The 20833-nt window shown below is 62.7% G+C and carries 15 protein-coding genes; 2 read left to right on the forward strand and 13 right to left on the reverse strand.

Features of this window, described 5'->3' with window-relative positions; genetic code table 11:
• Positions 1-131 precede the first annotated feature (131 nt).
• The 11 genes from ACX82Z_RS01965 to ACX82Z_RS02015 are packed head-to-tail and all read right to left on the reverse strand — an operon-like array spanning position 132 to position 15208.
• Positions 132-1223, reverse strand: a complete 1092-nt coding sequence (locus ACX82Z_RS01965) for an NADH:flavin oxidoreductase/NADH oxidase (RefSeq protein ID WP_459586474.1) — start codon at positions 1221-1223, stop codon at positions 132-134.
• Positions 1224-1269: 46 nt separating this feature from the next.
• Positions 1270-2433, reverse strand: a complete 1164-nt coding sequence (locus tag ACX82Z_RS01970; RefSeq protein ID WP_459586475.1) for an ABC transporter permease — start codon at positions 2431-2433, stop codon at positions 1270-1272.
• A complete protein-coding gene (locus ACX82Z_RS01975) occupies positions 2430-3428 on the reverse strand; it encodes an ABC transporter permease (RefSeq protein ID WP_459586476.1) in 999 nt (332 codons plus the stop codon). Before ACX82Z_RS01975 ends, ACX82Z_RS01970 begins: the two co-directional genes overlap by 4 nt.
• Positions 3429-3431: 3 nt before the next feature.
• A complete protein-coding gene (locus ACX82Z_RS01980; protein ID WP_459586477.1) occupies positions 3432-5348 on the reverse strand; it encodes an ABC transporter substrate-binding protein in 1917 nt (638 codons plus the stop codon).
• 16 nt (positions 5349-5364) lie between these two features.
• Positions 5365-6579, reverse strand: a complete 1215-nt coding sequence (locus tag ACX82Z_RS01985; RefSeq protein ID WP_459586478.1) for an FkbM family methyltransferase — start codon at positions 6577-6579, stop codon at positions 5365-5367.
• Between the two features lies 1 nt (position 6580).
• Positions 6581-9253, reverse strand: coding sequence for a dipeptide ABC transporter ATP-binding protein (locus tag ACX82Z_RS01990; RefSeq protein ID WP_459586479.1), 2673 nt, complete (start codon positions 9251-9253; stop codon positions 6581-6583).
• An 8-nt stretch (positions 9254-9261) separates the two neighbouring features.
• Positions 9262-9852 carry a histidine phosphatase family protein gene (locus tag ACX82Z_RS01995; RefSeq protein WP_459586480.1) on the reverse strand — a complete coding sequence of 197 codons (591 nt, stop codon included), beginning with the start codon at positions 9850-9852 and terminating at the stop codon, positions 9262-9264.
• Positions 9853-9894: 42 nt separating this feature from the next.
• Positions 9895-11136 carry an adenylate/guanylate cyclase domain-containing protein gene (locus ACX82Z_RS02000; RefSeq protein ID WP_459586481.1) on the reverse strand — a complete coding sequence of 414 codons (1242 nt, stop codon included), beginning with the start codon at positions 11134-11136 and terminating at the stop codon, positions 9895-9897.
• Positions 11126-12004, reverse strand: coding sequence for an MBL fold metallo-hydrolase (locus ACX82Z_RS02005; RefSeq protein ID WP_459586482.1), 879 nt, complete (start codon positions 12002-12004; stop codon positions 11126-11128). Before ACX82Z_RS02005 ends, ACX82Z_RS02000 begins: the two co-directional genes overlap by 11 nt.
• The gene (locus ACX82Z_RS02010) at positions 11994-12464 is read right to left on the reverse strand and encodes a cyclic nucleotide-binding domain-containing protein (protein WP_459586483.1); all 471 of its coding nucleotides are present in this window, start codon (positions 12462-12464) and stop codon (positions 11994-11996) included. The genes ACX82Z_RS02005 and ACX82Z_RS02010 overlap by 11 nt, the downstream gene beginning before the upstream one ends.
• A 17-nt stretch (positions 12465-12481) precedes the next feature.
• Positions 12482-15208: an ABC transporter transmembrane domain-containing protein gene (locus ACX82Z_RS02015; RefSeq protein WP_459586484.1), complete on the reverse strand. Its 2727-nt coding sequence runs from the start codon at positions 15206-15208 to the stop codon at positions 12482-12484.
• Between the two features lie 153 nt (positions 15209-15361).
• Between ACX82Z_RS02015 and ACX82Z_RS02020 the strand changes: the two genes are divergently transcribed.
• Together ACX82Z_RS02020 and ACX82Z_RS02025 are read left to right on the forward strand one after the other, a co-directional pair.
• Positions 15362-16426 (forward strand): glycosyltransferase family 4 protein, encoded by a 1065-nt coding sequence (locus ACX82Z_RS02020; RefSeq protein WP_459586485.1) that lies wholly within the window; start codon positions 15362-15364, stop codon positions 16424-16426.
• Complete coding sequence (locus tag ACX82Z_RS02025; protein ID WP_459586486.1) at positions 16417-18321, forward strand: glycosyltransferase; 1905 nt, start codon at positions 16417-16419, stop codon at positions 18319-18321. Before ACX82Z_RS02020 ends, ACX82Z_RS02025 begins: the two co-directional genes overlap by 10 nt.
• Here the strand turns inward: ACX82Z_RS02025 and ACX82Z_RS02030 are convergent.
• Entirely contained in the window at positions 18266-19600 is a 1335-nt protein-coding gene (locus ACX82Z_RS02030; protein ID WP_459586487.1) for a glycosyltransferase family 4 protein, read from the reverse strand. The two genes, ACX82Z_RS02025 and ACX82Z_RS02030, sit on opposite strands and share 56 nt — an antisense overlap.
• Positions 19518-20771, reverse strand: coding sequence for a glycosyltransferase family protein (locus ACX82Z_RS02035; protein ID WP_459586488.1), 1254 nt, complete (start codon positions 20769-20771; stop codon positions 19518-19520). The genes ACX82Z_RS02030 and ACX82Z_RS02035 overlap by 83 nt, the downstream gene beginning before the upstream one ends.
• Between the last annotated feature and the right edge of the window lie 62 nt (positions 20772-20833).

Consider the following 20833-nt stretch of genomic DNA (forward strand, 5'->3'; position numbering starts at 1 on the left):
CTCAGGCGAGGTTCGTTCGGATAAACGCAGGCCACATGTTCGCGGCGCGTGATCCGCACGGCGACGATTGCGCCGTCACGTCAGGCGCATTTCATGAATAAAAACGGAAAGGGGAGGGCGCTTCGCGCGGCCTACTCGATGTCGATCCAGCTGTTCGGTGAAGCGCGCCGATACTGAGCGGGCCAATCCAGCGTGTCGCCGAGTTCGTGTGCCGCCCGCCACGGCCAGCGGGGGTCCGCAAGCATCGCGCGCGCCAGGGCGATCACGTCGGCTTTTTCGTCCTGCAGGATCGCTTCGGCCTGATGGGGCTGGGTTATCAGCCCAACGGCCCGAACCACGATGCCGCTGCGCTGGCGTACATGCCGGGCAAATTCGACCTGATAGTTCGGCTCGATCTTTATTTTCGCATCCGGCGAGATGCCTCCGCTGGTCACGTCCACATAGTCGCACCCGCGCTCCTTGAGGGCATTTGCGAAGATGGCCGCCTCGTCAGGATCGATGCCGCCATCAATCCAGTCCGAGCCGGTGAGCCGCACACCAAGCACCGTTCCTGACGGGCAGGCACGACGCGTGGCCTCGAAAACCTGCAAGGGAAACCGCATGCGGTTTTCGAGCGATCCGCCATAGCGGTCGGTCCGCCGGTTCGCAACCGGCGAGAGAAATTCATGCAGCAGGTAGCCATGCGCGGCATGCAGTTCGATGACATCGAAGCCGAGCCGCACGGCCCGGACTGCCGACGCCTCGAAAGCAGCGGTGAGCTGCGCCATGTCGTCCTCGCTCGCCATGGCAGGCACATGCCATTGCGGTGCCAAGGGAAGCGCCGAGGGGGCAATCGTCTCCCAGGCACCTTCGGCGGGCGAGAGCGGACCTCCTCCGTCCCACGGCACCTGGCTCGACGCCTTGCGGCCCGCATGCGCGATTTGAATGCCGAGCTTGATGTCGCTCACAGCCCGGACCGTTTTCACGGCCACCTCTAACGCGGCTTCTGTTTCGTCCGAATAAAGCCCGAGACAGCGCGGCGTGATGCGACCGCGCGGCTCGACGGCTGTGGCTTCGACCATAAGAAGTCCCGCACCGGACAGCGCAAGCGATCCCAGGTGGACGTGATGCCATTGCGTGGCTTTGCCGTCGTCCGCGCTGTACTGGCACATCGGTGCAATCGCGATCCGGTTTGCAAAATCCATCGATCCGATGCGGATGGGTGAGAATAGCTTGGATGTCATGTGGCGGCTTGTCCTTTTCGCGGCGGCGTGCGGCCGGTGTCACTCATCAGGTGCTTGTATGCGGATCGAGCGCGTCGCGCAGGCCATCTCCGAGGAACGAGAAAGCCAGCACGGTAAAGATCACCGGCACCATGGGAAAGAGCAGCCACGGGTAGAGCGCAACCGCTTCGATGTTCTGGGCCTCGGTCAAGAGGACGCCCCAACTGGTGATCGGCGGGCGCAGCCCGAGGCCGAGGAAGCTGAGGGCGGTTTCCGCAAGGATCATCGTGGGAATGGAAAGCGACGCCGAGGCGATCAGATGGCTCATGAAATTGGGAATGAGATGGCGGGCGATGATGCGCCGAGGACGCGCGCCGATCGTCACGGCAGCGGCGGTGAAATCCTCCTCGCGAAGAGACAAAAGCTTCGAGCGGACAGCACGGGCGAGCGACGGCCAGTCGAGCAAGGCGAGAATGAGCGTGATGCCGAAATAGACGAGCAGCGGGCTCCACGTCACGGGCAGGGCGGCAGACAGCGCCAGCCACAGGGGCAGTTCGGGGATGGAGCGCAGGACTTCGGTCGTCCGCTGGACCCAATAGTCCACCCGTCCGCCGAAATAGCCCGCCATGCCGCCGAAGAAGAGGCCGAGCACGAAGGAAAGCGCGACCCCTACGAGGCCGATGGTCAGCGATATGCGCGCGCCGTAGATGATGCGGGACGCGAGATCGCGGCCAAGCCTGTCCGTGCCCAGAAGGAACATGGTTCCGCCGTCGGGCGGGCAGACGAGACGGATCTCGGCGCGCACAAGACCCCAGAACAAATAAGGCTCGCCCCGACAAAAGAAGCGCAATGGCATCGGTTGCGACCGGTCGGGAACGTAGTTGCGCTCCAGCGTCTCCATATCGAGCGTGCCGACCATACGATAGGTGAAGGGGCCGACGAACCTGCCCTCATGAAACATGTGGACCGGCTGAGGCGGCATGAAAATCGAATCGGTGTGCCGCGCGGCCAGCGGATAGGGCGCCAGAAATTCGGCGATCACGATCGAGCCGTACGAAAAGCAAAGGAAGATCAGGCTGAAAAACGCAACGCGGTGGCGGCGAAAGCGCCACCATACGAGTTGGCTTTGCGAGGCGCGCATATAGCGCTCCGACTGGACGGTGCCGGCGGCCTGCGTCTGGTCCGGATCGAAAGGCTCGTCGGAAACGTAGTGCGGCAGTTTTCCGGTCAATGCCGACGTCCCCCTTCGAGCCTGACGCGTGGGTCCACCATGGCAAGGAGGATGTCGGACAGGAACATGCCGACGACCGTCAACACCGCCAAAAACATCAGGAATGAGCCGGCCAGATACATATCCTGGCTGCGCAGCGCAGAAAGCAGCATTGGGCCGGTGGTGGGCAGCGACATGACGGCCGAGACGATGACGGAGCCGGAAACAACCTGCGGCAGGAGCGTGCCGATATCGGAGATGAAGGGGTTCAGCACAGCCCGCAGCGGATAGCGCCGGAGCAGGCGTCCTTCCGGAACACCGCGGGCGCGCGCCGCCACCACATAGGGCCGATAGAGTTCATCCATCAGATTGGCGCGCAGACGGCGAATCATGCCGGCGGTGCCAGCCGTGCCGATGACGATAACGGGCACGATTAGATGCGCCAAAAGCGAGCCTGCTTTGGCCACGCTCCATGGGGCGTCCACATAATCCGGATCCATCAGGCCGCCGATCGACAGGCCGAAATAGCGGTTGGAAAGATAGAGCAGGATCAGCGCCAGCAGAAAGTTGGGCGTTGCAAGTCCGAGATAGCCGAGAAACGACAGCCCATTGTCCGCGATGCCGTAAGGACGCGTCGCGACGTAGATTCCGATCGGGAAGGACACGACATAGATGAACAGGATCGTCGCGAAATTCAGAACGAGAGACAGGAACAGCCTGTCGCCCACCACGTCCGCGACGGGCATGTTGTATTCGAACGAATAGCCGAAATCGCCGCGAAGAAACCCCGAAAACCAGGACAGATATTGAATGGGCAAAGGCTGGTCGAGGCCGTATTGCTCGCGCATGAAGTCTATTCGATCCTGATCCACCGCTTCGCCGGACGCCTGCATCTCGGCGATCATGGTGGTCAGGTAGTCTCCGGGCGGAAGCTGGATGATGACGAAGACGAGCACGCTGATGGCAAAGAGCGTGCCTATCATCGTAGCGATGCGGTGCAGCACGAAGGACAGCATGCGTTAGTCCTGCGCCTCCGCGAAGCGGGCCGGCGGCACCATGAAAAAACTGTCCGGCCTGTAGACGCCGAAGAACGCTCCGGGATTCCAGTTGAAGACGCCGCGTTCGGGAACGTTCTTCAGGTGGTTCGACACGACGACGACCTGATCGACATCGGACACGATGCCGATGCGCAGCGCCTGATCGGCATTGATGCGCAGCATCTCCCTCCAGATTTCCTCCTTGCGGGCCTCGTCGTCGGTTTCCGCCCACGCTTCGTTGAGGTCCAGCAATTCCTGCGCGACCGGCAGGTCGGGCGGATGGCCAGACGTGCCCTTGGTTTCGAAATAAGCGCCCCAGGCGGGCCATTCGGGCTGGCGCGAATTGGTAGGGGCGAGTTCTGCCGGATCGGAATGCGGGCCGGGCAGCGCGTTTTCCAACCCCGTCCAGACTGACATCAGCGTCAGTCCGGCCGATACCCGCCGCTCCATCGTATCGCGTTCGCCCGGACGCGGGATGATGGTGATACCGATGCGGGCAAGGTCTTCCGCCACCAGTTCCAGAACGTCGATCTGCTCGGTGTCTTCGCCGGCAGTTTCCACGACGACGACCATCGGACGACCATCAGGCAGAAGCCGCACACCGCCAGCGCCGCGTTCCGTCAAGCCAAGCCCGTCCAGCAGCCGGTTGGCCGTCTCAGGGTCGTATTGCGCGTACATGGCCGCGACTTCCGCGTCGTAAAGCGGAGAATCCGGCAGCACCGTATCGATGCCTGGACGCCCGAGGCCGTAGTAGATGGCCTCGTTGATGTCGTCGCGGTTGATCGCAAGCGACAGCGCCCGGCGAAAATCCGCCTGCCTGAAAAGACCGGCCCAGACGTCATCCTGCGCCGAGAGGTTCGGGAATAAAACGATGCGCGAGCCGCGCCCGCTTTGCCAACGGCGCACGTCGAAATTCTGGCTGTCCGCAGCACGATTGAGAAAGGCGAAATTGGCCAGACCCAGATAGTTGGCTTGAAGGTCGCTTTCGCCCGCGCCTGTCTTTGCAGGTATCAGGCGGGAGCTGGCGATCGCCATGGCGACTTCGTCGATATAGGGTAGTTGATGCCCGGCCGGATCGACGCGGTGAAAAAACGGATTTCGTGAGAACATGAAGCGGTCGGAGGGCGGATGGGTCTTCAGAACCCACGGCTCCAGCGACGGCATGTCGGGATTGCTGTTCTTGTAAGCCTGATCGAACTTGAAGTGGAGCGCGACCCAGTTGCGCTGGCCCTCTCGTCTGACCAACCCCGCCAGGATGTTCGGTTCGGCGTAGCGTTGGTGAAACTGCCTCAGATAGTGAGCCGGACGAAAGATGTAGAGCGGCTGCGCGCCTGCCAGCGCCGGCAGGAAATAGGGATTCGGCGCGGCCCACTCGTAGCGAACGGTCAAGGCGTCGGGAAAGCTGACCTTCGGCGGCTGGCCGTTGACGAGCAGTTCGCGCGGCGGTCCGTGCGGCGCCAGTTCCGCGTTGTTGGCGATGTCTTCCCAGTAATAGCGGAAGTCGTCAGACGTGAATGGCTTGCCGTCCGACCAGCGATGTCCTTCCCGCAGGTGGAAGGTGAAGATGCGGCCGTCCTCGACATCGACCGCCTTCGCGATATCGGGAACCAGATCGCCTTCGGGAGTAAAGCCGATCAGCCTAGCATAGCCGTAGACGACCATGCGGCGCGTGTCGCGCGCCTGTCCCTCGATAAGGCGCAACGTGCCGCCATAGTCGCCGATCTCTCCACCATGTAAGCGCGGATCATGGACGAGCGGCTCGGCTGGGACGCGCTCCTCGACGGGCGGCAGACTGCCATCGGCAACCTTTGCGGCCAGTGCCGGCGGCTCGCGATAGGGCATCGCGGCGGCGGGCAAGGCCATCGTCAACAAGGCACCGATCAGACAAGCCATTCGCATGCGAGACAGTCTCCGCTCAGCCGCTTGCGGGAGCAACCAGAAGGTTGGTGTGCCCCTTGTCGGAAAAAACGCGCTCCACAACATAGTCGTTCGCGCCAAGCCATCTTCGGAAATCCTCCGTCGAGGCTTCGGCGATTTCGATGAAAATCAACGGGCGGTGCCTTGCAATGGTTTTTGCAGCACCGGCCAGAACGTCCATTTCCATCGTCTCGACATCGATCTTCAAGAAGTCGACGGGTTCGGTCAAGAGTTCGTCCAGCGGAAGCACGGAGATGTCGCCCTTCGCGTCCACGACGAGACGCGTGGCTCCGAGGCCGCCGCGATCGCCGCGAATGGCGCGCATGCGGCTACGGCCCGCGCCCACGCCATGACCGATCCGGGTCAAATCGACATTTTCAAGCCGGTTCCACTCGACGGCGAGAGCGGCCAGCGCCGCCGCATCCGATAGTGGTTCGAAAGGAATGACACGCGCCGCTTGCATTGGTCCCGCAAAGAAAACCGTGTGATTGCCCGTATTGGCACCGATATCGGCGATGACCCGGCCGGGGCCAATGCGCGCAGCGAGATAGGCCAATTCGTCCTGTTCGAAAAACATGCCGCGCGTCTGGTCGCGTTCGATGCCTGCGTTTCGGCCGCTATAGGGCAGGGTATAGGTGCGCTCGCCATAAGGCACCGCCATGCGCGCGGGGCTGTGCGAAAGGCGGGCCAGCACGTCCTGCCGCGCTGCCTCGTTCAGTAAGGGCGGCTCGTTCGCGCTGAAGCTGAGAGCCTGTGCAAGCTTGATGCTTTGCGTGTCCTGCCAAAGCTGGAACAGGCTTTCCATATCGTCGGCCGCATCGAGCGCGCCCGTTTCCGCCAGTTTCAAAACAGCGTCCGTACGCGCGAAAAGCGTGTGCCCGACCCACCAGTGCAGCAACGCGTGCGGCAGTCTGTCGGCTTCGTCGAAGGCCAGCCGCGACGGACGCCACAAAGCAGGCGGTGAACCGGTTTCAAGCGCTCCGAAAATGATGTCGTAGCGTGTCATCGCAAGGGCGGCACGCGGGATCGCCGAGTGTGACGGCTGTTCGTCGGGCGAGACGTGAAACATCCAGTCGCAGCCGGCGTCCTTTGCCTGTCTTGCCAGTTCAACAAGCCGCGCACCGAACACTGCGCCGCGCGGCAGCGGCACGAATTGAATCTCTGAAAACGGATCGGTCGGAGCGACGGTGTCGTCGTTTGTCGCAAGGCGCATTTTAGTTCGCCTCGACCGTTGTGTGGAGTGTCGCCGGGTTCACCGCAGCGAAGTCACCGCCGCGACTGTAATTGTCGTGCCACGCCACGAGCGGTTCGATAAACGGTCCGCTGGCATAAAGGCCCAGCTTGAAATACGGGCCTTTGTCCTGATTTCGGTAGCCGAGCGGGCCACGATGGCTGAACATCAAATCTCCATTCACATAGGCGTCGATTTCGCTGTTCGCATCGCGCGACCAGAATGCGCGCACGACAATATCCATCCATGCCCCGGGCGTTGCCGGGCGTTCGGCGAAAAGATGGATGGTTTCGGGCGATGGCGACGCCACCGGCCCGGCTGCGCCCGTAAAGCGAACCCGCCCATCGAGATAGCGTAAGGCAAGCGGTGGCTTACCCGACGGTTGGCCGAGCCGCGCCTGATCGTGCCATTGGGCAAGCACGATGCCCGTATCCGGGGGCGGAGCGAAATCTTCGGGCAGGAAGGTTGAAAAGCCGTACCAGCATTCGCTTTCCGGCTCCGCATTCCACCAGTCGCGCAGTTCGGCACGCGTGCCCTGGCTGACATTGTCGCCGGGCCGAAGCTCGAAGCGGCACGAGAAGCGTCCAACACGCGCGCGGTTGTCGTCGACCTTCGCCGAATAGGGCGCAGTGAGACGGCGCGTGCTCCAGCCATCCAGCGTTCCCGAACTGAAATCAAGATGGACGGTCGGTTCGCCCTTCGGGTCGGTGACCAGCGCCTTTTCGATCTCTTGATGTTCTGCGAGGCTGCGTCCACCAAGGCTCTGCGGCGGCGGCACTTCATGGGCGCGCACCGTATGACCGGGGCCTGCTTCCACCATGCCGGGCTCGGCTCCGTCCGGCGAAGGCAGGAAATTCGGTCCCCACTGGGACGAACCCGAGTGGGTGAGACCGATGCGGTCGAGATCGAGCTTGTTGTCAGGATCGGGCTCGGGCACCGCCATGATGAGCGAGCGCGTATAGGGATGACGAGGGTCCTTGAACAGGCTGTCCCTCGGCGCGGTTTCGACCAGCCTGCCGCCCGACATGACCGCGATGCGATCGGCAAGATAATCCACTACGGCAAGATTGTGCGAGATAAACAGGCAGGTCAGGCCGAGCTTGTCCTTCAGGTCGCGCAAAAGGTTCAGAATCTGCGCCTGCACCGATACGTCGAGCGCCGAGACGGGCTCGTCCAGCACAAGAAGCTCGGGGTCGAGCGCAAGAGCGCGGGCAATGCCGATGCGTTGGCGCTGGCCGCCTGAAAAGCTGTGCGGGTAACGGGTAAGATGGCTCTCGTCGAGGCCGACGAGATGCATCAGCTCGACGGCCTTGGCACGTCGGCTGGCCGGCGTTCCGACGCCATGGACGGTGAGAGGTTCGGTCACGATGGAGCCGACGGTCATGCGCGGATTGAGTGCCGAATAGGGGTTCTGGAAGACGAACTGGATGCGCCGTCGCCATTGCCGCAGGTCTTCGCCGGAAAGGGCGAGAACGTCCGTCTCGCCGCCTTTTGCGTCCGCCATGAGAACCGTTCCCGCATCGGGATCTATCCCGCGCGCGAGGATGCGGGTAACGGTCGTCTTGCCGCTGCCGCTTTCGCCGACGAGGCCGAAACACTCGCCGCGCCGGATTTCGAAGGAAACGTTGTTGACCGCGAGTGTGGCATCCGCGCCGTCCTTGCGCGACCACAGGCCGGATTTGCGCGACGTGAAGCGTTTCATCAATCCCGATGCGCGCAGCAGGATTTCACCGTCCATCTCTTTCGGTGCATCCCGATCCTTGATGGAAACCTTGATTTCGCGAAGCGGTTTCAGCCGCTGCGACCGCGGCATATGCAGCTTCGGCACAGCGCCGATGAGGGCTTTCAGATAGGGATGGCGCGGTTCGGCGAAAAGCTCCGCCGCCGTGCCGCTTTCCATCACCCGGCCGTGATGCATTACCACCATTTCGTCGGCAAGGTTGGCGACGACGCCCAGATCGTGTGCGATCAGCAATATGGCTGTGCCGTGCTGTTGCTGGAGGTCGCGCAGCAGGCGCAGGATTTCGGCCTGCACGGTTACGTCCAGCGCTGTGGTCGGTTCGTCGGCGATGAGCAGGGCAGGGCGGGTGATGGTGGCCATCGCGATCATGGCGCGCTGGTTGAGACCGCCGGAAAGCTCGAACGGATATGCGTCGATCTGCTTGTCGGGCTTCTTGAAGCCGACGGCCTCCAGCGCGGCGATTGCGCGGGCGCGCGCCTCCTTCGCGCCGACGCTTTCGTGCAGCATCAAAGCTTCGGTGATCTGCGCACCGATCGTGTGAAACGCGGAGAACGAGGTCGATGGTTCCTGAAAGATCATCGATATGCGCGCGCCGCGAAGTGCTGCGAATTGCTTGGAGCGGGGCGGCAGAGTTGCCAGGTCGAGGGGCGCAGACTGGCCGTCGTCGAAAATGATGGAGCCGTCGATCATGCGGGCGATGCGAGGTAGAAGCCCCATGATCGCATGCGCCGTCACCGATTTTCCGGAGCCTGATTCCCCCACCAGCGCCACGGTACGTCCGCGCGGCACCCGGAAGGATATGCCGCCGACCGCCCTGATACGCCCTGCCGGCGTGCGAAAGTCCACCATCAGGTTTTCAATGCGCAAGAGGTCGTTCATCTGGTCGGCGTCTGTGGGATCTGCTGCTCCATCCATAAAAATATTCATGCCCCAAGGTCGAGGTTGCAGTCCAGCAGATGCAGCGTGCCGCCTTCAAGGCGCAGGTGAATAGCAACCCCATGTGACGGTAAGCGGACAGGCGGGGGCACGGTCATGTCCCACCCCGTCGCGGCGGACAGCAATGCGCGCATGACGCCCTTATGCGTGACGATGACGGCGCGCGCGGGCGCCTCCATCAAAGCGGCCATGGCGCGATCCCGAACCATTCGCGGGCTTTCGCCGTCGTCTGGCTGGAAATCCAGCCCCTTCTTTTCAGCAGCAGCGAAACCTTCGCCGCCGGCTGCGCGCATCTCGGCAAGGGTCATCCCTTCGAGGCTACCCCAATCCATCTCGATCAGCCGTTCGTCTGGAACGGGATCGAGCTGCATTGCCCGTGCCGTATCAAGGCAGCGCGACAAGGGGCTGCTGAGGCAAGGCGCGCCGACAAAGGCGGCAGGCATGCGCCATCCGGCCGCCATGCGCCGGCCTTCGTCCGTCAGGGCGATATCGGCGCGACCCTGAATGCGCCCTGCCGCGTTCCAGGCGGTCGGCGCATGGCGCAGGACCAGAAAATGCTTCGCGGCATTCGCGCTCAAGATGAAACTCCGGTCTTCGATCCAGCGGATCGACGTCGGTGCTCAGTCATGGCCCTTGCGCGGCCGCACGAGCGAGAACACCTCGACGGTATCCTTGAAGCCGCGAAGCGGCACATGGCCCATCCCTTGCCATCGCTTCGGCATGTATGCGGCGATATCCTCGGTCGCCAGCACATCCACGCGCATGGTCTTGGTCATCTTTTCCATCCGCTCGACCTCGTTGACGCTCGGGCCGATGACCGAAAACGACAGCCGCTGCCTGATGCCGATATTGCCGAGACGCACCTCACCGACGCACATGGCTATGCCAAATTTCACCTCGGGGTCGTCGCGTTCCGTGCGGCGTTTGTTGACGCCTCTGGCGGCGCGCATCGCGTTGTCGGCCGCGCGGGTGCCCAGGACCGAAGCCTGTCGCTGGCTGTAGGCCCCCTCGGCTATCGGAAAAACCGCAAGGACGGCATCGCCGACAAAGGCAAGGATTTCGCCGCCCGCTTCGGCCACCGTGCGACCTGTGCAATCGAAAAAGTCGTTCAGCAGCGCCAGATAGGATTCGCTGTCCATGCTTTCGGCCAGCGCGGTGGAGTTGCGCAGGTCCGAATACCAGATCAGTGCGCGGACCTGACTGCCGCTGCCAAGCGTGATGCGGCCGCCGAGAACCTCCCGCGCGACCGTCGGGCCGAGATAGGTGTTGGCCACGCTGAAGATCAGCCGCGGCAAGGCAAGCGACTTGCAGACGAGCGCGAGGAAGGGCTGAAGCGCTTTCAGGGCGGCCATGGAGTCTTCGCAAAACCCCTCGGGCGATTTGCTGGCCCATGCCACGTAAAGGCCGAAATCGCGATCGGTATCTTCCTGCCGCAGCAACGACTCGTCGGCAAAGAGCTGGGTCAAAAGCGCTACGAAATCGACGTAGCCGTCTTTGCGCAATTCGTCGTAGAGCATGAAGGTCGGATCGGGCGTTCCGTCCGCCGGTCCCAGCCGCGCGCGCAAAAGTGTGGAGCCATTGTCGACCATCCATTTGACGTTGCTGCGCCGCCATTCGGTGTCGTCTGCTTCACGGTCGAAGCGATGGCTCGTCACACCGTTCTGCGATGTCCAGAGCAGCGTTTCGGCCTCGAACAGCGGATGCAGGGTTGGCCAGGTCAGCCGACAGCGATGAACGGGAACCCCGATCGATATCAGCCGCGCGGCAAGCTCGGGGACGATGGTTTTCAGTCTGGTATCGCCTAGAGCCGCGCCGACGAGCCAATTGCCGATTTCGTGGATTCTGGAGGCTTCAATCGGCATTCGAATGTCCGGTTCCGAGGGCTGGCAGGTCGATCACCTGACCTATGCGTGCCGCCGTCGTCGCCGGAAAGTCGCGCTGGCAGGACAGTTCGATCTCGCGCAGCGTCGCATCCGAGTTCTTGAACGAATGATGGAAAAGCAACAGGCGCTTGACGTCTGCGCGTAAGGAAAGACGCACGCCCTCTTCATGAGAGGAGTGCCCATAACCCTTGAACCGCTCCATCTCGGCGTCGGAAAAATTCGTGTCGTAGATCAAGACGTCGGCCCCGCGTACGAATTCCGTCAACGCGGTGTCGACGGTGCCGGGGGTATGCTCGTGGTCGGTCGCGTATACAACGGCTCGGCCGCCACTTTCCACACGATAGGCAACGGCACCGTTTGGATGATTGAGGCGGTGCGTCAAAATTCGGATATCTGCGGCGGGCCTAAGCACGTCCTGCGGCCGGAACGTGCGAAATTCCACCTTCGCCTTTGCCGCTTCCACGCCGACAGGATGGAATGGAGGGCGCATGAAATCGCGGATCACCGTTTCGCAATCGGCACCATCCAGCATGTGACCGAGATGAATGCGCACGGTCGCGTCGGGATCGAGCAGAGGGAAGAAATAGGGCAGGCCCATGATGTGATCGTAATGGACATGCCCGAAGAAAAGGTCGATTTCGGCTCGCCTTGCCGCATGAAGCATCCGCCCGCATTCCACGATGCCCGAGCCGGCATCGAAGACGAGCGCCTGGCCGGCCGCTTCCATCAGCACGCAGCAGCTTCGCGCGCCGAACTCGCTCGGATCGTCCGGTGCCGATGGGATCGATCCGCGCGTGCCGTAGATCGTCAGCCTGATGCCGGTGGAGCCGGATGCTTCAGGAGTCATGTTCAGAGTCGGTCTCGCCGCGCAGCATGACAAGTTCCGCCGAGGTGCGGCTCAGGCGCTGCGCCAGTTCGCGCAGCATGGCAAGGGCCATGCGCGGCGACGAATCCAGCATTTCGCCGAGACATTCCTTGGCGATGCACAATGTGCGCAAGGGCGTCAGCGCCTTTACGGTCGCGGTGCGCGGCACGTCGCAAAGAATGCCGATCTCACCGACGATCTCGTGCTGTCCGAGCCGCGCGAGTTCGATCGGCCCAATGGGTGAATCGGCCAGCACAGCGACTTCGCCCGACAAGATGACGAAGGCGCTGTCGCCGGGGTCTCCCTGCCGGAACAATATTTCGCCTGCGTCGAACCGGATCGTTTCGCCTGTATAGGCGATCAGTTTGAGTTGCGGTGTCTCCACGCCCTTGAAAAGCGGGCTTCGCCGGAGAACATCGACTTCATCGGTCAGCAAACTCATGATGTTCGCTCCAAAGATCAGGACGCTTTCGAGTGCGCCGCTTCGGTTGAAGATTGGCGAAAGTTCTCTTCGCCCGCAAGCATTTCGTCGCTCGTTATGCGTCCGTTCTGAAAATCGATCGACCGCTGGAAGGCGTCCGCATGCGCGGGATTGCTCACGACCCAGAACGTGCCGAAAGGACGTTCCGCATCGCGCCCGCGCTCCAGCGTTGCATCGAGGACTTTCTGCTGCAGTCCGCCGTCGAGCGAGGACAGGCAGCGATTGGCCACGAGATAGTCGGGCGCCTTCAATATGGCGCGCGCCAGCGCCAGACGCTGCTGCTGGCTGACCGTCAGGCGCTTGGCTCCCGATCCGATATCGAAATCGAGCGCCGCCTCAAGCACCGTGTCGGTCAGGTCGTTGGCGGCGATGACCGCTGCGATTTCGGTATCCAGAGCCTCCGCCGTCGCGGCGGTCACCTCCGATACTCTGCCGAAGACGATATTGTCCCGGATCGTGGCGGACGGGTTGAAACTGTCGGGCTCATATGGGTCGACCCGTTCGCGCAGCGCCGGCGAGGCATCCTCATACACATTGTAGCGGGTCCTGATGATCTGCTCCTTCAGGTCGGGTGTCAGCAAACCCAGCCTGTAGCGCGGTTCGGAATAGGACATTGCCAGTACGATCAGGGTACGCCTGTCGGCGATGTCCGCCGACATGACATCGCGGCCTTCGATGCGACTGAGGACGGCGCGAAACGCCTCTATTTCCTCTGCCGAGCCAATGGACATGCGGCGCATGAGCGGATTGCCGTCTTCCATGCCGCCGAAAATTTCGACCAGCGTTTCGGCCATTTTCCGGCCCATTTCAGCCAACGGCTTCTCCAGCCCGGAAGCCAGGATGATGTTCTGCAACTCCTCAAGCGCCAGAAGTTGCAAAGCCATCGAACCCTCGTCGCGCATCGCGCCGAAGACGATATTCTCGATGATTGTCGCGTCAGTCAGGTAGCTGTCCGGCTCGAAGCGCTGGATGGCGTTCACGAGATCGCGCTCTTCCATCCTTTTGCGGAAATCGGCGCGCGCGGCCAATATGCGCTCTTTCATCGGTTCGGCGAGGGCATCGGGCACGAGCGATCCGAGACCGATGCGGTTGACGTCCCGGTCGAGTTGCGTGATCGACAACACCGCCCTGATGGCGTCGAGCCTTTCCTTTTCGCTCGTGCCGATGGCTCCGTGATCGACCCAGTCGCCCAGCGCCGTCTCGACACTGTTGCCGGACGCGATGGATTCCATGCGCGCCAACCGTTCGCGCCGCGTGGTCGGCTCTTGCAGTTCGTCCTGCAGGCTGTGCATCAACGGATAAAACAACGCCATTCGCAGGGTCGATTGCGGGAAATAGGTCGCCGTGTCGACGAACGCGATGCGCCTGCCGGTGATGCTTTCCGGCAGGTCGGACAACGTCCGCCCATTATCCGTAACGGAGCCTTCCGCCGGCTGGGACAACAGCGCCAGCGCCTCCGCAACGCTTTCCGCGCCGTCACCGACTGGCCCGGTCGCGGCGACCTGCTGCTTCAGCGGAAGTTCGAGATCGACGCCATTCGTCAGGGCCACCCCAGTCTCGTCACGGATCGTCACACCTTCCAGCCGCAAGGGACCGACGAGATGCGGCACGGACCCGTTGGCGACAGCCTGTGCGCGCGGGTTAACGAGCCCGTCGATATAGAACTGCTCGATCACCTGTTCGTATTTCACGTTGACGTCGAGACGGGTCAGGTCCCAGTCGATGAGGTCTTTCAGCGGCGCGGGCAGTTCGCGATAGGCCGAAATGACGGCGACCAGCGCACCGATATCCATGCGCCCGGTGATCGCGAAATATCCGCCGAACAGATAGAAGATGAAGGGCGTCGCCTGCGACAGGAAGTTGTTGAGAAATTTGACGAAGAACTTCCACTGATAAATGTCGAACCGGATCAGGAAGATGCGGCCCAACTCGTCCGAAATGCGTGCGCGGACATAGTTCGAAACGTCGTTGGTGCGGATGGCGGGCATGCCTTCGACGATCTCGCCGACGCTTCCCGCCAGCATGCGCGCGGCCAGTTGGCGCTGCCGCCCCAGTATCAGCAGCCGTCGCCGCATGCGCGGGATCACGATCATCTGCAGCAGCATGACCCCGAGCGCGACAAAGCCCAAAGTCGTGCTTTGCACGAAGATGAAAACCATCGCGGTGAGGATCTGGCTGGTGAGGTATATCGGCTGGATGACGGCATCGCCGATGAAGCCGCCGATGGGCTCCAACTCGTCCTTGACCATGCTGGCGATTTCGGCCGGGCGCACGCGGCGCAGACGCCGCACTGGAAAGCGCAGCACCCGGTCGACCAGTTCGTAGCGCAGCCGCCGCAACATCCGCTCGCCAAGGCGGCCCTTGTAGATGTTCAGGTAGTATTTGAACGCGCCGTTGACGATGACGAGGCCCAAAAACAACCCCGAAAGGACATAGAGCGACTGGATGCGGTCGAGTTCAAAGCCGGGATGCAGGTTCACGCCGCCGACGAAGGGCAGATAATCGGGCAAGGACCACCGAAAATAGGTGTCGGTGCTTTCGGCACCGTTTTCGAAACCCATGCCTTGTATCGGCCCGTTGATGATGAGCTTGGGCAGGTTCAGCGACAAATAGAGCGGGATGACGGATACTAGAACGATCACCAGCATCCAAAGCTGCTGGCGACGGGTATGCGACCATAGATATTGGTAGAGTGATGGCGCCATGAATGGATCGTCTGATTGATCTGCCTTGCCAAGCCTGCCAGCCCGGCTTTACGAGAGTAGTCATTTCCCGGCCAAAGTGCGAGCATGCATTCGTCCGCTTTACGAAACAGTCCGGTCGCATTTCATGCACCGATGAAGCTTCCGGACCATCCGATGCCGTCGGGTGATCGGACCATGGCGCGCCTGTGGCTGCGCGCGCTGGAAGCGGCCGGCGCAAAGCCCGTGGTGGCCAGCACCTTTTCCAGTCGCGACGGCAGGGGCGATCCGGTCCGGCAACGCGATCTCATGACGGCGGCGGAACTGGAAGCGGAGCGTGTCGCCAAGTCGCTGCTGGCCGGTCCGCGCCCTGCCGCCTGGTTCACCTATCACAACTATTACAAGGCTCCCGATCTCGTCGGTCCGCTCGTCGCCGGGCGTCTTGGCATTCCGTACATCATCGCGGAAGCATCCAGCGCGCCGCGCCGCGCCGCCGGGCCTTACGCGCTGTTTTCGGAACGGGCTGATATCGCCACCCGGGCGGCCGACATGCATTTCGTCGTGAACGGGAGAGATGTTGTCGGGCTCGAAGCGCTTGGCGCGAAGGGGATCGTCCGTTGCCGTCCGTTCATCGATGTGCAGGACTGGCCGGCGCGGCGTGAGTGGGCGCCTTCTCGCCCGGTGCGGCTCATCGTGGCAGCCATGATGCGTGCGGGAGACAAGATGGCGTCATACCGCTTGCTGGCCGAAGCGCTGGCCGACGCGCCGTCCGGGTGGCAACTCGAGATCGTCGGAGATGGGCCTGAACGCGCCGCCGTGGAGGCCCTGTTCCGACCGTTCGGCGAGAAGGTGGCTTTCCTTGGACAGATCGAGCAAACGGAACTCGCAAAACGATTTCGTGCGGCCGACCTTCTGGTATGGCCGGGCATCAACGAGGCATTCGGCATGGTCTATCTCGAAGCGGCCGCCAGCGGCGGCCCGGCACTCGCAACCCCGTCCGGCGGTGTTGCGGAAGTGGTGTCGCACGGGCAAGGCGGCGTGATCAGCGCTTCAGCGGATGCGCCTTCCTATGCACGAGCGCTGGGTGAGCTTCTTTCCGCGCCTGAGCAACTCGTAATGCTGGGCAAGGGCGCAGCCATGCTCGCGCGCCGCGATCACGCGCTCGAAACGGCGGCCGATTTGATCAGGCGGTTGCTTCCGGGCCTCGAACGCGCACTGACGGGCGACCACCCATGCGTGTGATGATCGTCGTGACGCATCTTCTGGGCGTCGGGCATCTGGCTCGTGCGGTGGCGTTGGCCGACGCCTTCACCGAGGCAGGCCACCAGACGCTTCTCGTCACCGGTGGACGGCCTTCGGCGCTTCATCGACCGACTGAAGACGTTGAAATGGTGCAACTTCCGCCCGTTCATGCGGTCGGCACGGATTTCGTGAATCTGCGCAATGAGACGGGGCATGTGGCGTCTACGCAGATTTTCTCCGAGCGGGCGAGGCTGCTGGTAGGCGCGGCCGACGACTTCCAGCCCGACGCCATCTTGACCGAGACATACCCGTTCGGACGCAAGGCGTTGCGAGAAGAGTTCGACGCCCTGATCGAATGGTCTGAAAAGGCCGGTAAGCGGCCGCTTGTGTTCGCCTCCATTCGCGATATCCTCAATCCACCTTCCAGTGCCGCAAAGGCTCAGCGCGCCGAAGAGACGATCATCGAGCACTATGACGGCGTGCTGGTTCATGGCGATGAAGGGGACGCACCGCTCGCGCTGTCGTGGCCGGTAAGCGAGCGGCTGGACGCTTTCCTGCATTATACGGGGTATGTCACGCGGCAACGCGAAGCGCTTTCCGCCGGGCAGGAAGGCGGCGGCATTCTCGTCTCCGCTGGTGGCGGCATGGCGGGATTGCCGCTTTTCCGCGTTGCGGTCGCGGCGGCGTCGCAGATGCAGGAACGGCAATGGCATATCCTTGTGGGCGAGGGCGTTGCCGAAGCGGAGATGGAGCAACTCGTCCGCAATGCGCCGCCGAATGCAAAGGTCGAGCGCGCGCGCGCCGATTTCCCGGCCCTTCTTGTTCGAGCCGATCTTTCGATCAGCCAGGCGGGCTACAACACGGCCGCCGATCTGGCTGGTGCGGGCACGCGCGCCATTCTCGTGCCGTTCGCCGAAGGTGGCGAGCAGGAGCAAAGCCTTCGCGCAGAAGGGCTGGCGGCCAGCGGCCGGGCATCGGTTCTGCCAGCAGATGAGCTGACATCCGAGGCGCTTTGCGACATGGCCCGCAGCGTTCTTGAAACGCCCCGGCCCGTTGCGCGAAAGTCAGCGCAAGGCGCTTCTCGCACCGTCACCATCGTTGCCGATGCCTGCGCCGCACGCGACCGGATCGACGCTGCGTTCGCCGCTTTTTCCAGGCGTCTCGATGAACTTGCTCATGATGGACGAACCGTCGATGTCTGGTGGCGCGATGACGACGCCGCATCGGATACGCTGGCCCTGCATCGTCTGTTGCAGCTTCGCCGGGATTTGGGTGTGCCGCTGGCGCTTGCAGCAAGCCCCGGTCTCGTGGAGCCGAGCCTGCCTGCCCTTCTGCAAGATGAGAAGGACGTATACGCGCTCGTCCATGGCGTTTCCCATCTCAACAACGCGCCGACCGGAGCGAAGAAGCAGGAGCTGGGTTTCGTCGACCTGGCCGTGATGCTGCAAAATCTGCAAAAAGGTCTCGAAACCCATCTTGCGACGTTCGGGCCGCTCGGCCTGCCCGTTCTCGTGCCGCCGTGGAACCGCATCGACGCCGATATCGTGGGCGGGCTTCAAGCAATCGGTTTTACGGGGCTTTCGACGTTTGGCAAACGCGCCGCACTGCGTCATGACGGCCTTGCGATCTGCAATACGCATCTCGATCCCGTGGCCTGGCGTCAGGGCAAACGGCTTGGAGATGTGGCCGCTCTTCTGGACAAGGCGCATGTGCTTTTGACCGAGCAAGAGCCGATCGGCATCCTGACCCATCACCTTATTCATGACGGCGCGACGTGGCGCTTTCTGGAGCGTTTGCTGGGCCTTCTGGCAGGGCACTCGGCGGTGCGGTTTCGCGCCGCTACGGACCTTTGGGCGCCCCAATTCGATCCGACATCAACTGCAAAAGGGTCTTGATCCCGGCATCTGCGGAAAAGTCCGTTTGCACCCGCGCAAAAGCGGCCGCGCCGAGGCGTTGACGCAGCGTCGGCTGCGTTATGAGGCGTTGAAGCGCATCGGCAAGCGCACGTGGCTGCGCTGGTGGAACGAGCAGGCCCTCGACACCATCGGTCACGAATTCGGGCACGCCCGCATAGTCGGTCGACAAAATGGGCAGCGCCTGCGCGGCGGCTTCCATCAGCACATTCGGCAGGCCGTCACGGTCCCCGCCGTCGCCCTCGCGGCAGGCGAGCACGAAGAGATCCGCCTCACGGAGCGCTTCAACGACCTCGCCTTGCGGACGCGCGCCGCGCCAGTCGATCCTGTCGGCGATCCCCAGCCGTTCGGCCTGCTGCGCCAACGGGCCGGCAAGCTCTCCGCCGCCGATATGAACGAGCCGCCATTGGAGTTCTTTGGGCAGCATGGCGAGCGCGTCGATGAGATCGGCATAGCCTTTCTTGGCGACGAGGCGTCCGACGCTGACGAGGACGACCTCGTCATTCGTGCCGTCGGCTTGCGAGGTGCGCTGCGGCGGGGCGGGAAAGCGGGCAAGGTTCAACCCGTGATAAACGAGGCGCACGCGGCCTGCGTCGTCAGGCGGCGACAGACGCGCCAGTTCCGCATGACCCTGCCGTGTGCATGTCACGCCCCACTGACTGTCAGCGATCTTCTCGCGCTTTTCCCATTCGGGCGTCGTCCAGATATCCTTAGCGTGCGCGGAAAAGCTGAAATCGATCTCTTTCAACTGCGCCGCGTAACGCGCGACGGAGGCTGGCGTGTGAAGGAAATGTGCGTGAAGCCGCGTGATGCGGTCGGGCAATTCGCGCGCCAGAACGGCTGCCTGTCCCAGTCTGCGCATGCGATTGGGCGTCGGATCACGCCTTATGTCGGCGAGAGCTACCCGCAGGAAATGCGAAAGCCCCATGTGACGACGCAGGGACCAGATGCCGCGCAGGACGCGAAGCGGTTCCTGATAGAGATATTCTGGAAGATAGCGAACCTCAGCTACGATCTCCCGATGAATAGGGTGCCGGGCGCTGTCGGTCGGCTGTCGCAAAGACCAGAGTTCGACATTCAGCCCCGCCAGTTCGAGGCCGCGTATCTCCTGTGCGATGAAGGTTTCGGAAAGGCGCGGATAGCCTTTCAGGACGATCGCGATGCGTGGCCCTGCCGGGTCACTGGCCGATTTTTCGCATTCGCTGCGAAGAGGGGCCGGCGAGGCAGTCCCGAACTGCCCGGTCGATCGTGTCGAGTCCATCAAGTAGCCTTGGCAATGCGTTTTCTGAAGGTTTGGGACGGCCCGGCAGGGCGCGGATGGCCGCCGCCATTTCGCGTGGATCGCGCGCCGCGCCGGTTTCGAGGCTTGCACCGCTGAGCGTCGAAATCAGCCCGAGTTCGGCGGCGCGCTCGGCCCGGATGGTCTGCTCCATCCGCGGCGTCCGGCGCGGAACGATGACGGAGCGCTTGTCGAAGGACAGGATTTCGCAAAAGGTGTTGTAGCCCCCCATGGCGACGACGCCTTCGGATTTCTCGATCAGATGTTCGAGGCGCGCATCGAAGGTGATCGCCTCGACATCCGGCAGAGCGGCGATGCGCTCCATGAATGCGGCGCGCCTTTCGGGCGGAATGAATGGACCGAAGACCAGAAGCGCAGCCAGCGGCAGGTTCCGGTCGATCTCGTAGGCGGACAGCACCCAGTCGATCAGTTCCTCGCCATCGCCGCCGCCGCCGGTCGTGACAAGCAGATGGGGACGTTTGGTGATGGCCGGATAGGACGCCGTCACCGATTCCTGCGGCAGTTCGCGGCGCAGATAGCCGGTATAGGTTATCGCATTGGCGAGACTATCCGGCAGGGTAAAGGGTGCCAGAGGCTCGTGGATTTCTGAAAGGCCGTAAACCCAAACCTCATCATAGAACGAAGCGAGCGCGTCCGTCGCGCCCTTCCTTTCCCATTCGGGGACGATCACCGAGGCTTCGTCCAGCACGTCGCGCAGGCCCAGAACGATCCGCGCGCCGGTCGATTTGAGGTGCTCCAGTGTCGGGAGCAGTTCGTCGCGAAAGCCGGTCGGCTCCTTGTCAACGATCAGGATGTCGGGGTTCAGGCTGCGCGCCGTCGCCATGATGATCGAGCGGCGCATCTGCACCGTCTCGTCAAGCGAGATGCGCATGTTCGAGGTCGTGTAGCCGCCATTGGCCTGTTTGACGACGCCCGGCACGCGCACATAGTCGACGCCGTCCTCGAAATCGAAACGGCCGACGATGGGCGAGCCGGAAATGATGACAATGGAAGCGTCGGCAAGCGATCCGGCCAACCGGTTGGCGATCGCGCGACACCGCCGAAGATGCCCGAGCCCGAACGTGTCGTGGCTGTAGATCAGTATCCGGGGGCCTTCGCCGCCGGAGCGATCCTGCCTATAACCTTGACCCATCCATACCCCCAAAGGGACTCGTTCCATCAGAATTGATCCTTGTTGCAGTTGCACTGCGACAG

Source organism: Aliihoeflea sp. PC F10.4 (assembly GCF_054612275.1).